13 protein-coding genes are annotated in these 14,509 nt (G+C 60.7%); 9 read left to right on the forward strand and 4 right to left on the reverse strand.

The window, feature by feature from the left end:
- The first annotated feature begins 2 nt into the window (after nt 1-2).
- Nucleotides 3-1,184, forward strand: a complete 1,182-nt coding sequence (locus ACOYXE_RS11715; protein WP_160057282.1) for an acetyl-CoA C-acetyltransferase — start codon at nt 3-5, stop codon at nt 1,182-1,184.
- Nucleotides 1,185-1,401: 217 nt separating this feature from the next.
- On the opposite strand, the gene cobF is transcribed toward ACOYXE_RS11715, so the two are convergent.
- Both cobF and ACOYXE_RS11725 read right to left on the reverse strand, forming a co-directional pair.
- Nucleotides 1,402-2,157 carry a precorrin-6A synthase (deacetylating) gene (gene cobF, locus ACOYXE_RS11720; RefSeq protein WP_160057281.1) on the reverse strand — a complete coding sequence of 252 codons (756 nt, stop codon included), beginning with the start codon at nt 2,155-2,157 and terminating at the stop codon, nt 1,402-1,404.
- On the reverse strand, nt 2,157-2,726 hold the full coding sequence (locus ACOYXE_RS11725; protein ID WP_405124142.1) for a histidine phosphatase family protein: 570 nt from the start codon (nt 2,724-2,726) through the stop codon (nt 2,157-2,159). Before ACOYXE_RS11725 ends, cobF begins: the two co-directional genes overlap by 1 nt.
- A 328-nt stretch (nt 2,727-3,054) precedes the next feature.
- Between ACOYXE_RS11725 and ACOYXE_RS11730 the strand changes: the two genes are divergently transcribed.
- The 8 genes from ACOYXE_RS11730 (at nt 3,055) to ACOYXE_RS11765 (ending at nt 11,319) form a co-directional block, all read left to right on the forward strand.
- Complete coding sequence (locus ACOYXE_RS11730) at nt 3,055-3,909, forward strand: MurR/RpiR family transcriptional regulator (RefSeq protein ID WP_460929327.1); 855 nt, start codon at nt 3,055-3,057, stop codon at nt 3,907-3,909.
- Between the two features lie 2 nt (nt 3,910-3,911).
- Nucleotides 3,912-4,556: a cysteine hydrolase family protein gene (locus ACOYXE_RS11735; RefSeq protein ID WP_405124144.1), complete on the forward strand. Its 645-nt coding sequence runs from the start codon at nt 3,912-3,914 to the stop codon at nt 4,554-4,556.
- Nucleotides 4,553-5,884, forward strand: coding sequence for a type I glutamate--ammonia ligase (locus ACOYXE_RS11740; RefSeq protein ID WP_460929330.1), 1,332 nt, complete (start codon nt 4,553-4,555; stop codon nt 5,882-5,884). Before ACOYXE_RS11735 ends, ACOYXE_RS11740 begins: the two co-directional genes overlap by 4 nt.
- Complete coding sequence (locus ACOYXE_RS11745) at nt 5,868-6,620, forward strand: N-formylglutamate amidohydrolase (RefSeq protein ID WP_160057276.1); 753 nt, start codon at nt 5,868-5,870, stop codon at nt 6,618-6,620. Before ACOYXE_RS11740 ends, ACOYXE_RS11745 begins: the two co-directional genes overlap by 17 nt.
- Before the next feature lie 81 nt (nt 6,621-6,701).
- Nucleotides 6,702-8,051: an APC family permease gene (locus tag ACOYXE_RS11750; protein ID WP_077572161.1), complete on the forward strand. Its 1,350-nt coding sequence runs from the start codon at nt 6,702-6,704 to the stop codon at nt 8,049-8,051.
- Nucleotides 8,052-8,169: 118 nt separating this feature from the next.
- Complete coding sequence (locus tag ACOYXE_RS11755) at nt 8,170-9,186, forward strand: arginine N-succinyltransferase (protein ID WP_160057275.1); 1,017 nt, start codon at nt 8,170-8,172, stop codon at nt 9,184-9,186.
- Nucleotides 9,187-9,247: 61 nt separating this feature from the next.
- On the forward strand, nt 9,248-10,282 hold the full coding sequence (astA, locus tag ACOYXE_RS11760; RefSeq protein ID WP_077572158.1) for an arginine N-succinyltransferase: 1,035 nt from the start codon (nt 9,248-9,250) through the stop codon (nt 10,280-10,282).
- A gap of 167 nt (nt 10,283-10,449) precedes the next feature.
- Nucleotides 10,450-11,319, forward strand: a complete 870-nt coding sequence (locus ACOYXE_RS11765; protein WP_007919546.1) for an isocitrate lyase/PEP mutase family protein — start codon at nt 10,450-10,452, stop codon at nt 11,317-11,319.
- Nucleotides 11,320-11,830: 511 nt separating this feature from the next.
- Here ACOYXE_RS11765 and ACOYXE_RS11770 read toward each other — a convergent pair.
- On the reverse strand, nt 11,831-13,069 hold the full coding sequence (locus ACOYXE_RS11770; RefSeq protein WP_160057274.1) for a M20/M25/M40 family metallo-hydrolase: 1,239 nt from the start codon (nt 13,067-13,069) through the stop codon (nt 11,831-11,833).
- Nucleotides 13,070-13,282: 213 nt separating this feature from the next.
- Nucleotides 13,283-14,356 (reverse strand): diguanylate cyclase, encoded by a 1,074-nt coding sequence (locus ACOYXE_RS11775; RefSeq protein ID WP_122599978.1) that lies wholly within the window; start codon nt 14,354-14,356, stop codon nt 13,283-13,285.
- Between the last annotated feature and the right edge of the window lie 153 nt (nt 14,357-14,509).

Raw genomic sequence — 14,509 nt, forward strand, 5'->3', positions numbered from 1 at the left:
AAATGCAAGACGTCGTAATTGTTGCCGCCACGCGTACCGCGATCGGCAGTTTCCAGGGTTCCCTGGCCAGCGTTTCCGCCGTTGATCTGGGCGCGGCGGTGATCCGCCAGTTGCTCGAACAAACCGGCCTGGACGGTGCTCAAGTCGATGAAGTGATCATGGGCCAAGTTCTTACCGCCGGCGCTGGCCAGAACCCGGCGCGTCAGTCGGCGATCAAGGCTGGCTTGCCCCACGCCGTACCAGCGCTGACCCTGAACAAAGTGTGCGGCTCGGGCCTGAAAGCCCTGCACCTCGGCGCACAGGCGATCCGTTGCGGCGACGCTGAGGTGATCATCGCCGGCGGCCAGGAAAACATGAGCCTGTCCAACTACGTGATGCCGGGCGCACGCACCGGTCTGCGCATGGGCCACGCGCAAATCGTCGACACCATGATCAGTGACGGTCTGTGGGATGCGTTCAACGATTACCACATGGGCATCACCGCCGAGAACCTCGTCGACAAGTACGACATCAGCCGCGAACAGCAGGACGCGTTCGCCGCAGCCTCGCAGCAGAAAGCCGCTGCCGCGATTGAGGCCGGTCGCTTTGTCGATGAGATCACCCCGATCCTGATCCCGCAGCGCAAAGGCGATCCTGTTGCCTTCAAGGTCGACGAACAGCCGCGTGGCGACACCACCGCAGAATCCCTGGCGAAACTGCGCCCGGCGTTCAAAAAGGACGGCAGCGTCACCGCTGGCAACGCCTCGTCGCTGAACGACGGCGCCGCTGCGGTGATTCTGATGAGTGCCGAAAAAGCCAAATCCCTCGGCCTGCCTGTGCTGGCAAAAATCGCCGCCTATGCCAACGCAGGCGTTGATCCAGCAATTATGGGCATCGGCCCGGTATCGGCGACCCGCCGCTGCCTGGACAAGGCTGGCTGGAATATCGATCAGCTCGACCTGATCGAGGCCAACGAAGCCTTCGCCGCACAATCGCTGGCAGTGGCCAAGGATCTCCAGTGGGATCTGGACAAGGTCAACGTCAACGGCGGCGCCATCGCCTTGGGGCACCCGATCGGTGCCTCGGGTTGCCGCGTGCTGGTGACCCTGCTGCATGAAATGATCAAGCGTGATGCGAAAAAGGGTCTGGCGACCCTGTGCATCGGCGGTGGCCAAGGTGTGGCGCTGGCGCTGGAACGCGCATAACCAGAGTTCAACAGTGATCGGCGGATCCACGACATCCGTCGTTGGCTGGCAACAAAAACCCGGTGCGACTTGCGTTGCACCGGGTGTTTTTTGCCTGCTCGAAATGTGCGTTGAATGTTCCGGCGCCTTCGCGAGCAGGCTCGCTCCCACAGGGAAATGCATTTCAAAATGTGGGAGCGAACCTGCTCGCGAAGAAGCCATCCCAGCCAGCGAAAATCTATGGCTTGCGTAACAAATACGTATCCATGATCCACCCATGCTCCGCCCGCGCAGCCTTGCGCACCCGCTCGATCTCATCCGCGACATCGGCAAGCCTGCCACTGATCAGAATCTCATCCGGCGTGCCCAGGTAGGCCCCCCAGTAAATCTCGGTCTGCTGATCGGCGACATGGTGATAAGAGTCTTCAGCATCGAGCATCACCACCAGACTGTCCGTATCACTCACCTGCCCGGCCGCCAAACGCCGCCCGGTAGTGATTTCGATGGAACGACCGATCGTGTTCAGCGGCACCTTATGCTGCGCCGCCAACGCCTGAACGCTGGTGATCCCGGGAATCACGTCAAACTCGAAGGCACACGTGCCCGAGGCCAGTATTGCCTGGAGGATACGCACAGTGCTGTCGTACAACGCCGGGTCGCCCCACACCAGGAAACCGCCGCACTGACCATCAGACAATTCGTCATTGATCAGGCGTTCGAAGGTCTGCTGCTTGGCGCGGTTCAGATCATCGACACTGGCCGTGTAGTCGACATCGCCCCGTTCGCGTTCCGGGCTGTGGGCTTCGACGAAGCGGTAGTCGGGGTCGTCAATGTAGCGCTCACAGATCCCACGACGCAGGTCGATCAGCTTGTCCTTGCTCTGGCCTTTATCCATCAGAAAAAACACGTCGACCCGGTTCAGCGCCTTCACGGCCTGCATCGTGATGTAGTCGGGGTTACCGGCCCCGATGCCGATTACCAGCAGTTGTTTCATCAAGGTGCTCCTTTAACCTCCAGACTTGGCAGAAGCAGGCGCCAGCGCCCGGTGAAGCGTAGTTCGACCATCGACAGCGGTTCGACATCAATGTCATGAAACGCCGAACCGCGCATCACGTGGATGAGCGCCGCGCGGATGACAAACGGATGCGTCACCGCTACCACATGCCCCGGCGTGGCTTGCAGGCTGGCCAGCCACTGCGCCACGCGCTCACACAACTGCGCCACCGACTCACCACCATGGGGCGTGGCGTGGGGATCTTCCAGCCAAGCCTGCAGCGCGGCGTCTTCCGAGCGTTGCAGATCCTTGATCGACATCCCGTGCCAACGTCCCCAGTCACAATCGCGCAGCGTCTCATCCACTTGCGCATCCGCGCCAAGCCACGCCGCCGTCTGCCGCGTGCGCAATTCCGGCGCGCAAATCAAGCGTCGCGCAGCGTCGAAACGCTGGGCCAATGCAGCCGACGCCAACTCGCCATTTTCAACAGGCTCATTCGTAGGAAAACACGCCAGTTTCTGTGCGACGGTTCGCGCATGGCAAATCAATGTCAAACGGGTGGTTTGCACAGGGATCGCTCCGGAAGGCCTTCATGTAAATCAACGACACAAAGCCGTTCTGTCGGCAATTGTGCCGTAAACGGAGGGCTGCGGGACTGTTTGTTCACCCCGGCAACAGCGGACAAAGGCAGAAATACGGCAATGTCTGACACGGTTATGGGCGATGGACTACAAAATCAGTCGAATTCGGTGTAGCCCTTGTTAAACGGGCATCTCGGCCCATTTTGCAGGCCTTTCAACATGCAAAAAAATTCACTAGACATGTAACGCTAGTTACATAAATACTGTTTTAATGGATTTTGAAGCGAATTCAACACCTCATCCAGCAGGAGCCCGGATGCCCCCTCTCAGAGACCTGATCACCGATCCCGGCCTGGATCTTACGCCGTCGGAGCGCAAAGTCGTTCGCGCCTTGCTTGATCAGTACCCACGCAACGGTCTGGGGCCGATGGCGCGTCTGGCCGAACATGCCGGGGTCAGCGATCCGACTATTGTGCGGCTGGTGAAAAAACTCGGTTTCGGTGGTTATGCCGAATTCCAGGATGCACTGCTCAGCGACATGGATCACCGCCTGCGCTCGCCGCGCACGCTGTTGCAACCGCGCGCCCATCAGCACAAGGATGACGCCTGGAGCCACTACCTGGGCGACAGCCATCGCCTGCTGGTCGACACCCAATCGCTGACCCAACCCGAAGACGTGCGCATTCTCACCGACTGGCTGCTCGATGCCCGGCATCAGGTGTACTGCTTCGGCGGTCGCTTCAGCAGCCTGATGGCCACCTACCTGCTCAATCACCTGCGCCTGCTGCGCCCCGGTTGCTTTGCCCTGGAAGACAACGCGCAACTGCCCGATCGTTTGTTTGATCTGCAGCGCCAGGACGTAGTGCTGGTGTTCGATTATCGCCGCTACCAGACGCAGGCCCTGCGCGTCGCCAGTGCTGCGAAGAACAACAACGCGCGCGTGGTGCTGTTCACCGACATCTATGCCTCGCCGCTGCGCGAACTGGCCGACCTGATCATCAGCGCACCGGTCGAATCGGCCTCGCCGTTCGACACCATGGTGCCGGCGCTGGCTCAGGTCGAAGCGCTGATCGCCTGCCTGACCCTGCGCACCGAAAACCTCGCCGATCGCCTGGAAGGCATCGATGCCCTGCGCAATGACTTCAACACCCACCTGCTGGAGGATAAATAAGGATGTTCAGCCTTCCCCACCGCTCGCCGCGAGACTTGCCGTTTGTCAGCGATCACACCGCACTGTTGCTGGTGGACATGCAGCGTGCCTGGCTCGAACCGCAGTTCGACGCGCACCTCAACGGGCCTGACGCCGAGTATTTCCTGACCCGCGCGCACATGCAGGTGGTGCCCAACCAACGTCGCCTGCTCAGCGCTTTTCGCGAAGCGCGGCAGAACGTGCTGCACACCATTATCGAAAGCCTCACCGCGGATGGCCGCGACCGCTCGCTTGATCACAAACTTTCGGACATGCACCTGCCCAAAGGCAGCGTGCAGGCCAGGATCATTGAAGACCTGACCCCGGTGGAAAACGAAATCGTCCTGCCGAAGACCTCGTCCGGGGTGTTCAACTCGACCAACATCGACTACGTGCTGCGCAACCTGGAAACCCGTCATCTGATTATCGCCGGCATCGTCACCGACCAATGTGTGGATATGGCCGTGCGCGACGCTGCTGATCGCGGCTATCTGGTCACGCTGGTCGAAGATGCCTGCGCCACCTATAGCGCCGAACGCCATCACGCCTGCCTGAATGCGATCAAGGGTTACTGCTGGATCACCGACACCGACACCGTGCTCGCCCGCCTGCAGGAGATGCGGCCATGAGCGCCTGCCTGACGCCGCTGCCGATGACCACTCTGGTCACCACCGACCTGATCGGCATCACCCGTGGCCGCTCGTTTCCCACCGATGAGCTGGAGCATTATCAGGCCGCCGGTTGCGGCTGGGTGCCGGCCAACAGCGCGTTGACGCCGCAGGACATCATTGCTTCAACCAATCCGTGGGGCGCCTATGGCGATTTGCGGCTGATTCCCGATCTGAGCAGCCGCGTCACCGTCAGCAACGGCCCGGACGTCAACGCGCCGGCGCTGGATTTCATCCACGGCGATATCCGCGAAACCGATGGCCGCCCTTGGGGCGCCTGCCCGCGCACGCTGTTGCGCGAGGAAATCGAGCGATATCGCGATGGGTTGGGCTTGCAGGTCAACGCCGCGTTCGAACACGAATTCAACCTGCACGCCGGTTTCGCCGAGCATCTGGCATTTTCCCTCGAAGCTCAGCGTCAGGGCGCCGAGTTCGGCGGCTGGCTGCTCAGCGCCCTGCGCGCCGGCGGTGTCGAGCCGGAAATGTTTCTGCCCGAATACGGCAAGCACCAATACGAAATCACCTGCCGCCCGACGCTCGGCGTGGCGGCGGCGGATCGCGCCGTCAATGTGCGCGAGATCAGCCGCGAGATCGCCCGGCAAATGGGCCTGGACTTGAGCTTTGCGCCGAAAACCGCCGCCGACGCGGTGTGCAACGGCGTACACCTGCACGTCAGCCTGCTCGATCTGGCCGGTGTGCCGATGCTCTACGACGCAGGCACCAGCAATGGTCTGTCGAGCCTCGGTCAGCATTGGGCGGCGGGAATCCTGCATTACTTGCCGGCACTCTGTGCCTTCACCGCGCCGACGCCGGTGTCGTACGAGCGCTTGCAGCCGCATCACTGGAGCGCTTCCTACGCGTGTCTGGGCCAACAGAACCGCGAGGCGGCGCTGCGCATCTGCCCGACCGTGACCCTCGGCGGCAAGTCCGTGGCCAACCAGTTCAACCTCGAATTCCGCGCCATGGACGCCACCGCCTCGCCGCATCTGGCGATGGCCGCCCTGTTGATCGCCGGACGGCTGGGCATCGAACAGCGCCTGGCGCTGAACGCGATCACCAACGAAATTCCCGATTCACTCAACGACGAGCAACGCCAGGCCCGGGGCATCGTCGCCCTGCCCGCCTCGCTGGCCCAGGCGCTGGATTGCCTGCGCAACAGTGGCGCCTTCACCGAATGGCTGCCCAAGCCGCTGCTCGACACCTATTACGCCCTGAAAACCGAGGAACTGGCGCTGACGGAACAGCTCTCGCCCGCTGACTTGTGTGAGCACTATGCACGCCTGTACTGAATCCGCCGAGCTGGGGTTGTACACCCGACCGGCCTATAACCTGAGCCGCGAAGACTCGACGCACCCGTTGATTCTGGTGTGCGAACACGCCAGCCGCTACATCCCCGAAACCCTGAACAATCTGGGCCTGGACGCCGCCGCCGCTGCTGAACACATCGCTTGGGACATTGGCGCGCTGCAACTGGCCGAGCAACTATCGAAGATGCTCGGCGCAACCCTGTTGAGCGCCAACTATTCGCGCCTGCTGATAGATCTGAACCGGCCACGCCACGCCCCGGACAGCATTCCGGCGCAGAGCGAGATTTATCAGGTGCCGGGCAACCGCGAGCTGGACGAAGCCACCCGCGAATACCGACGTCAGATCCTGTTCAAACCGTTTCACGCGCGCTTGCAAACGTTGATCGACGAACGTGTTGCTAAAGGCCAAGCAGTTCGTGTGGTGGGGATTCACAGTTTCACCCCGGTGTATTACGGCCAGCCGCGTCCGCTGGAGGTCGGCGTGCTGTTCGGTCAGGCCAAGGCTTACGCGCAACGTTTGCTCGATGGCCTCGGCGAACATCCGCTGAAAGTGGCCGGCAACCAGCCCTACAAGATTGATCCGCTGGGCGACATGACCGTGCCGGTACACGGCGATGCCCGTGGCCTCGACTCGGTGCTGATCGAGGTGCGCAACGACTTGCTGCGCAGCCCCGAAGCCGTATCGCGCTGGGCCGGATACCTCGCGCCATTGCTGTAATGAATAAAAGACGGCTGATGCTGTAAACGATGGACCGATAACAACTAAAACGACCGACTGGCTGACAAGGAGTTGCGCTTCATGGAAATTGAAGAATTCGGCTACAAGCAAGAGTTGAAACGTAGCCTGACGCTGACCGACCTGGTGGTGTACGGGATGATCTTCATGATCCCCATCGCCCCGTTCGGTGTGTATGGCTACGTCAACGCCGAGGCCCCGGGGATGGTGCCGCTGGCGTACATCATCGGCATGGTGGCGATGCTGTTCACCGCGCTGAGCTACGGCAGCATGGCCAAGGCTTTTCCGATTGCCGGCTCGGTGTATTCCTACGCGCAACGCGGCCTCAATCAACACGTCGGCTTCATCGCCGGTTGGCTGATGCTGCTCGATTACCTGCTGATTCCGCCGCTGCTCTACGTTTACGCGGCGATGGCGCTCAACCATTTGTACCCGGACATTCCGAAAGTCGGCTTCATTCTGGCGTTTCTGGTCAGCGCGACCTTCGTCAACCTGCGCGGCATCACTTTCACCGCGCGGATGAACATCATCTTCCTTCTGGCGCAACTGGTAGTACTCGGCATCTTCCTGTTCTACGCCTGGAATGCCTTGCACAACGGTGGCGGTAACGGCGAGCTGACCCTGGCGCCGCTGTATCACGCGGAAACCTTCAACTTCGCCCTACTGATGCAAGCGGTGTCGATTGCGGTGCTGTCGTTCCTCGGCTTCGATGCGATTTCGACGCTGGCCGAAGAAATCAAAGGCGATCCGGGCAAGAGCGTCGGCAAAGCCGCGTTGATAACCCTGGTGGTCATGGGCGTGATTTTCGTCGCACAAACCTGGATCGCCACCGATCTGGCAGCCGGCATGGGCTTCAAATCCGCTGACACTGCGTTCTATGAAATCGCCGAAATCGCCGCCGGCAGCTGGCTGGCGACCCTGACCGCTGTTGCGACGGCGCTGGCCTGGGGCGTGGCCGTGGCCATCACCTCGCAAGCCGCTGTTTCGCGCCTGCTGTTCGGCATGGCGCGCGACGGCAAGCTGCCGAAAGTGCTGGCCAAGGTGCACCCAAAACACAACACACCGTACCTGAGCATTTATCTGGTGGCGGTGCTGTCGCTGGTGATCTGCTACCTGTTCATCAACTCGGTCGACACCCTGACCTCGCTGGTCAACTTCGGCGCGCTCAGCGGCTTCATGCTGCTGCACCTGACAGTGATCAACTACTACTGGCGTCGGCAAAAGTCCGGTCAGGTCGTGCGTCACCTGATCTGCCCGGTGATCGGCTTCATTATCGTCGCGGCCATCATGTACAACATGGGCGTCGATGCGCAGAAACTCGGGCTGATCTGGATTGCTCTGGGTCTGGTGTACCTGTTCTTCCTTAACAAGCTCGGCGCCAGCACCGCGCTGCCCGACCCGAGCAACGGCTGACAAGAAAAAGAGCGGCGTCTGACAACAAATCAGGCGACCGCCGATTTATCGCGTGGAAACCGACAGTGATAGTCAGGTTCAGCGACTTTGCCGAACCTTTTGATACAGGAGTACATCCATGCTGGTCCTACGCCCAGTCGAGCAGACTGACCTGCCCCAGCTCCAACAATTGGCCCGCGACAGTCTGGTGGGCGTGACCTCCCTGCCGGACGACAGCGAGCGCCTGCGCGCGAAAATCGCCGGTTCCTGTGCCTCGTTCGCCAGCGCAGCGACGGCCCACGGCCCGGAGAATTACTTCTTTGTGCTGGAGGATCTGGACGATCAGCGGCTGGTTGGCTGCTCGGAAATTCTCGCGACTGCAGGCTTCGACGAGCCGTTCTACAGCCTGCGCAACCGCCACTTCACCAGTGCGTCCCGCGAGCTGAACATCGAACACGGCGTGCCAGCGCTGTCGCTGTGCCATGACCTCAACGATCACACGCTGCTGCGCGGTTTTCATATCGACGCCGGGCTGGTGCGCACGCCATTTTCCGAATTGCTGTCCCGCGCGCGCCTGTTGTTCATCGCTGCCCATGCGCCGCGCTTTGCCGAAGCGGTGATTACCGAAATCGTCGGCTACAGCGACGAGACCGGCAATTCACCGTTCTGGGATGCGCTGGGCAAACATTTCTTCGATCTGCCCTACGCCGAGGCCGAACGTCTTTGCGGCCTGCAGAGCCGCTCGTTCCTGGCTGAACTGATGCCGCAATACCCGATCTACGTGCCGATGCTGCCGCAAGCGGCGCAGGATTGTATCGGTCGTATTCACCCGGACGGTCAGGAAGCGTTCGACATTCTTGAGCGCGAAGGCTTCGAAACCAATAGCTACATCGACCTGTTCGACGCCGGCCCGACCCTGTATGCGCGCACGTCGAATATCCGTTCGATTGCCCGCAGCCAGACCGCAACGGTGCAGCAACGGCCACAGATCGATGCCCGTGGCCGTTATCTGCTGAGCAACGATGCGCTGCACGGCTTCCGCGCAATCATGGCCGAACTCGATTACCAGACCGATCAACCGCTGCCCCTCACCCCTGCAATGTGTGCGGCGCTGAACGTGACCGATGGCAGCCCGATCCGGCTGATTGCCCTGTGAAACCCGCGCGGTTGCGCAGTCAACGACAGTGCCCGAACAGGCGCGCAGAAGGAGTTACAGCATGATTGTCCGCCCGGTCAAAGTCAGCGACCTGCCAGCCTTGATGGCGCTGGTGCAACAGGCCGGCCCGGGGTTCACCACCCTGCCGGCCAACGAAGATCGCCTGTCCCACCGGGTCCGTTGGGCACAACGGGCGTTCGCCGAACAGGTGGAGCGGGCCGACGCGGACTATCTCTTTGTACTCGAAGACGACGACATGCGCGTGGTCGGCGTCAGCGCATTGGCCGGGGCGGTCGGCCTGCGCGAGCCCTGGTACAACTACCGGGTCGGGTTGACCGTGAGTTCGGCGCCGGACCTGGGTATTCAACGACAGATCCCGACGCTGTTTCTCAACAACGAACTGACCGGCCAATCGGAACTGTGCTCGCTGTTTCTCGGCCATGATCAGCGTCACGGCAGTAATGGCCGCTTGTTGTCACTGGGGCGCTTGCTGTTCGTTGCCGAATTCCCGCACCTGTTCGGCGAGAAGATGATTGCCGAATTGCGCGGCAGTGCCGATGAACACGGTTGTTCGCCGTTCTGGGACAGCCTGGGCCGGCATTTCTTTCAAATGGACTTCAGCCATGCCGATCACTTGTCCGGGCTGGGTAACAAATCGTTCATCGCCGAACTGATGCCGCGCCAGCCGTTGTACACCTGCATGCTCACCGAACAGGCGCAGGCGGCGATCGGCCAGGCACACCCGAATACCGAGCCGGCACTGAAAATCCTCCAGGCCGAAGGGTTTACCCACAAAGGCTACATTGACATTTTCGACGGCGGCCCGGTGATCGAGGCGCCAGTGCGCAATATCCGCACCGTGCGCGAAAGTCTTGAGCTGACCTTGAGCCTCGGCAGCCCGGATGAACAGGCACCGTTGTGGCTGATTCACAATCGTCGTCTGGAAAACTGCCGCATCACCGTCGCCCGCGCCCGCCGGGTCGGCAGCAGCCTGGTGATTGACCGCCTCACGGCCAAGCGCCTGCAACTGCAACCGGGCAATTCGGTGCGCGCGGCGATGCTGCCCAATCAACAGCAACAGGCGGTGGCGGCCTGACGGTCATCATCGCAAAAAGGTAAATCCTTTCAGCAAAAGCGTCCGCGACAACCTGTCCCTTGCAAATTCGTCATGATCATTGACCCATTCGCGTGATAGCCTTTTCATTCTTCGGCGTTGACACCTTTGTTCAAGCCTTTCCATTCCTTTGTATTGGTGGAACTCGTATGACCAGGCTTTCCCATCAAGATTTGCGCCGTAACTTCCGTCAACTGCTGGCTTCCGACACCTGCTATCACACGGCGTCGGTGTTCGATCCGATGTCCGCGCGCATTGCCGCTGACCTGGGTTTTGAAGTGGGGATTCTCGGCGGTTCCGTGGCCTCGTTGCAGGTGCTCGGTGCCCCGGACTTTGCCCTGATCACCCTCAGCGAGTTCGCCGAACAGGCCACCCGCATCGGCCGCGTCGCCCAATTGCCGGTGATCGCCGACGCCGACCACGGCTACGGCAACGCCCTCAACGTGATGCGCACCATCGTCGAACTGGAACGCGCCGGGGTCGCCGCCCTGACCATCGAAGACACCTTGCTGCCGGCACAATTCGGCCGCAAATCCACCGACCTGATCACCGTGGCCGAAGGCGTCGGCAAGATCCGCGCAGCGCTGGAAGCCCGGGTTGATACGGAAATGGCGATCATCGCCCGTACCAACGCCGGCATCCTGCCGAACCAGGAAATCATCAGCCGCACTCGCCAGTATCAGGCGGCCGGGGCTGACGGTATTTGCATGGTCGGGATTCAGGATTTCGATCAGCTCGAGCAAATCGCCGAACACCTGACCGTACCGCTGATGCTGGTGACCTACGGCAACCCGGCGCTGCGCGACGACAAGCGTCTGGCCGAACTCGGTGTGCGCGTGACCATTGATGGGCATGGCGCTTACTTTGCCGCGATCAAAGCGACGTATGACAGCCTGCGCGAACAGCGGCAGATCTTTACCCAGGCGTCCGACCTGAGCGCTACCGAGTTGACGCACACCTATACCCAGCCGGAGGAATACATTCTCTGGGCCAAGGAATACATGAGCGTCAAGGAGTGATGGGTTGGCCGGGCTGACGCCATCGCGAGCAGGCTCACTCCTACAATTGATCAGTGTTGAACACAAATACTGTGTGCACTGAAGATCTACTGTAGGAGTGAGCCTGCTCGCGATAGCAACAGCCGCTACACCGCTAAACCAGCGTCTTGTAAGCCTCCTCCCGCTGCACCGCCCGCGCCTGAATCACATTCAGAATCGCACAGCCCTCGCGCATCAACAGATGTACCGCACTGGTCACTCACAGCTTCCACTTTTCCCACAAAAGCCCCTCACCCTAGCCCTCCCGAAACGTCGGACCGCCCAGAGGGAGAGGGAACTGATTGGGGGATGCTCGGGAGCTACGCCGACTTGTGATACCGCGCTGAATCCGATTTTGAATTCAAAATGGATCTTTCAGGTCGCCGTGTTAATCACACACAACACGGTCAGTCCCCTCTCCCTCTGGGAGAGGGTTAGGGTGAGGGCAAATGCACCTGACACCCCACCCGCATCAGTCACACCACGAACCCACTCACCGCGACTTGGCCAACTCCATAATCATCCGCGACAACAGATAAATCCGCGGCGCCACGCTCGCCACTTCGGCGTATTCCTCCGGCGTATGAATATTGCCACCAACAATCCCGAAGCCATCCAGTGTCGGCGTGCCGACCCCGGCGGACAGACTGGCATCCGCCGCACCGCCACTGCCCTCCTCCGTCAACTTGCGGCCAATCTCGCCGTAAATCCCCTGAGCCATGGCCATCAGGCGATCCGACTCAGGCGTCTGCGGCATCGGTGGCAAGCCGCGCTGCAGAGACGTCTTCACTTCCGTATCAGCAATCAGCTTGTCCTGGGACACCCGCGCCAGATCCTTCTCGATCCGGTCGAACTCCTCCGGCACCGCCGCGCGCACGTCGGCCTTGGCCGTGGCTTGATCGGGAATCACGTTGGTGCGGTCGCCGGCCTTGAGCACGGTGAAGTTGATGGTGGTTTTCTTCGCTTCATCGCCGAGTTTGCCCAGTTGCAGAATCTGGTGCGCCGCTTCCATTGCGGCATTGCGCCCCAGTTCCGGAGCGACGCCGGCGTGTGCGGCTTTGCCCTTGACCTCGACCAGCGCCGTCGCGCTGCCCTTGCGCCACACCACCAGACCATCGGCCGGGCGCCCCGGCTCCAGATTGAGGGTCACGTCGTGCTGTTTGGCGGTTTTCTTGATCAGGTCGGTGGCGACGTCCGAGCCGGTTTCTTCGCTGGCGTCGAGCAGAAAAGTGATTTGCGCGTAGTCCTTGAAGTCGAGGTTTTTCAGGACTTTCAGCGCATAGATCCCGGCGACGATGCCGCCCTTGTCATCCATCACCCCCGGCCCGTAAGCACGACCATCCTTGATGTGAAACGGCCGCTCGGCCGCTGAACCTTCCTTGAACACCGTGTCCATGTGCGCCATCAGCAGGATTTTCGCCTTGCCGGTGCCTTTCAGCGTCGCGAGTACATGGTTGGATTTTTCCGGTGTGTTCGGTACCAGTTCGATGGTGGCGCCGAGTTTTTTCAGCTCATCGATGGCGATATCGCCGACTTGCTTGAGGCCCGGCTCGTAACCTGAACCGGAGTCGATATTGACCAGCCGCTCCAGCAGTTTCAGGGCTTCTGGCTGGTATTGTTCGGCATCGGCGAGCACTTGTTTGTGCGGTTCGGCGAAGGCGTAGGCAGCGGAGAAAGCAAGAGACAGGCCGAGACTGGCGGCCAACAGGGAGCGAGAAAATGAGAACGTCATGAAGCGATCCTTGTTTCGCGTCGGGGGGATTTAACCGTACCCGACATCGGCGCGAGGCTCTACACCGAATGCGACACTGATCTAACCGACAACACACAAACCCTGTGGGAGCGAGCCTGCTCGCGAAGGCGTCGTGTCAGGCGATATCAATGTTGGCTGACCCAGCGCTTTCGCGAGCAGGCTCGCTCCCACAGGGGATCTACGGTGTAGCGGTCAAACCGAATCCAGCAACGTCCGCCGGGGCTTGTCATCACAATTGCAGATCACCCGATTACGCCCGCTCGCCTTGGCCTCGTACAACGCCTGATCGGCATCATTGAGCCAGCGTGTCGCGTCGGCATGCGCCGGATCGTACGCCGCCAGGCCGATACTCAAACTGACCTTCAACGCCGGATTCTGCTCATAACCCAGAATCGCGAAACGCTCGCGCAACGCTTCCATGGCTTGCGCGGCGTTGAACAGCGGCAGATCCGGCAAAATCACGCAGAACTCATCACCGCCGTAACGCCCGGCAACGTCAGTCGCCCGCAGGTTTTGTTTAAGTAATTTGCTCAACTGGCGCAACACGATGTCGCCCGCAACATGGCCGTAAGTGTCGTTGATTGCCTTGAAGTGATCGATGTCGATCAACGCAATCGCTGCGCCCTGCTTCTGCCGTTTGCAACGCTGAAAAGCGATCTCCAGTTGATCCTTCCAGGCGCCGTGATTGAGCAACCCGGTGAGGCTGTCGGTGCGGCTCAGGGCAAGCAATTCGCGTTTATGCCGACCCAAGGTGTAGGCCTGGCGAAAGCAGATCCAGCCCAGCGCCAACGGGTACAGCAGCAGTAACGGGAAACAGGCATACATTTGCGCAGGCGTGGTCTGAGGAACGAATGCCGGAGCAAACACCACCAGCCCGACGCCGACCCCGAGCAATTGCGCCGCCGAGCCTGCCAATAGAAAACGTGAACCACCGATAGCGACGTTGTTCATCGCCATCATCGAAATGGTCGTCGCCGTGGGCAGCGGATTGAAATGCATGGCGGCAAGCCAAAAGCCGCCGAAAAAGGCGTCGATCAACAGATTGCGGTGTTCAGCGTGGTAAGGAACCCGGGCGCGGCGTGCCCATTGAAACGCCAGATGCGGCCAGACCAGGCCGTTGAAAAACATCAGTGCCCAGACCCACAGCGGCGGATCGAGCGAGTACATCGCCACGCTCACGCACACGAGCCCCAGAATCAACCCGAGGATGCGCGACGTATAAAGCCTCCTGGCCAATGAAAGTCCCTTTCCTCCGGTATTTCCCATAAGGACCTCGATCACGCACACCGCAGGACGGATGTGCTGGAAGTCTAACAGGGCGACGTTAAATAGCCATCACCGGCCAGCGGGCTGAATAGAGCGACATCATGGCCGCACACAGTGCAAATATTTGGCTATACATGAAAGGAGCAAAATGGA

It is taken from the genome of Pseudomonas sp. MC6 (assembly GCF_054790575.1).

What these genes read in the sequence shown, in the direction of transcription:
- ACOYXE_RS11730 (WP_460929327.1), top strand. Translation starts at nt 3,055, where the DNA reads ATGCCCCCTCTCAGAGACCTGATCACCGATCCCGGCCTGGATCTTACG.
- ACOYXE_RS11715 (WP_160057282.1), top strand. Translation starts at nt 3, where the DNA reads ATGCAAGACGTCGTAATTGTTGCCGCCACGCGTACCGCGATCGGCAGT.
- cobF (WP_160057281.1), bottom strand. Translation starts at nt 2,157, where the DNA reads ATGAAACAACTGCTGGTAATCGGCATCGGGGCCGGTAACCCCGACTAC.
- astA (WP_077572158.1), top strand. Translation starts at nt 9,248, where the DNA reads ATGATTGTCCGCCCGGTCAAAGTCAGCGACCTGCCAGCCTTGATGGCG.
- ACOYXE_RS11745 (WP_160057276.1), top strand. Translation starts at nt 5,868, where the DNA reads ATGCACGCCTGTACTGAATCCGCCGAGCTGGGGTTGTACACCCGACCG.
- ACOYXE_RS11740 (WP_460929330.1), top strand. Translation starts at nt 4,553, where the DNA reads ATGAGCGCCTGCCTGACGCCGCTGCCGATGACCACTCTGGTCACCACC.
- ACOYXE_RS11775 (WP_122599978.1), bottom strand. Translation starts at nt 14,356, where the DNA reads ATGGGAAATACCGGAGGAAAGGGACTTTCATTGGCCAGGAGGCTTTAT.
- ACOYXE_RS11735 (WP_405124144.1), top strand. Translation starts at nt 3,912, where the DNA reads ATGTTCAGCCTTCCCCACCGCTCGCCGCGAGACTTGCCGTTTGTCAGC.
- ACOYXE_RS11755 (WP_160057275.1), top strand. Translation starts at nt 8,170, where the DNA reads ATGCTGGTCCTACGCCCAGTCGAGCAGACTGACCTGCCCCAGCTCCAA.
- ACOYXE_RS11750 (WP_077572161.1), top strand. Translation starts at nt 6,702, where the DNA reads ATGGAAATTGAAGAATTCGGCTACAAGCAAGAGTTGAAACGTAGCCTG.
- ACOYXE_RS11770 (WP_160057274.1), bottom strand. Translation starts at nt 13,069, where the DNA reads ATGACGTTCTCATTTTCTCGCTCCCTGTTGGCCGCCAGTCTCGGCCTG.
- ACOYXE_RS11765 (WP_007919546.1), top strand. Translation starts at nt 10,450, where the DNA reads ATGACCAGGCTTTCCCATCAAGATTTGCGCCGTAACTTCCGTCAACTG.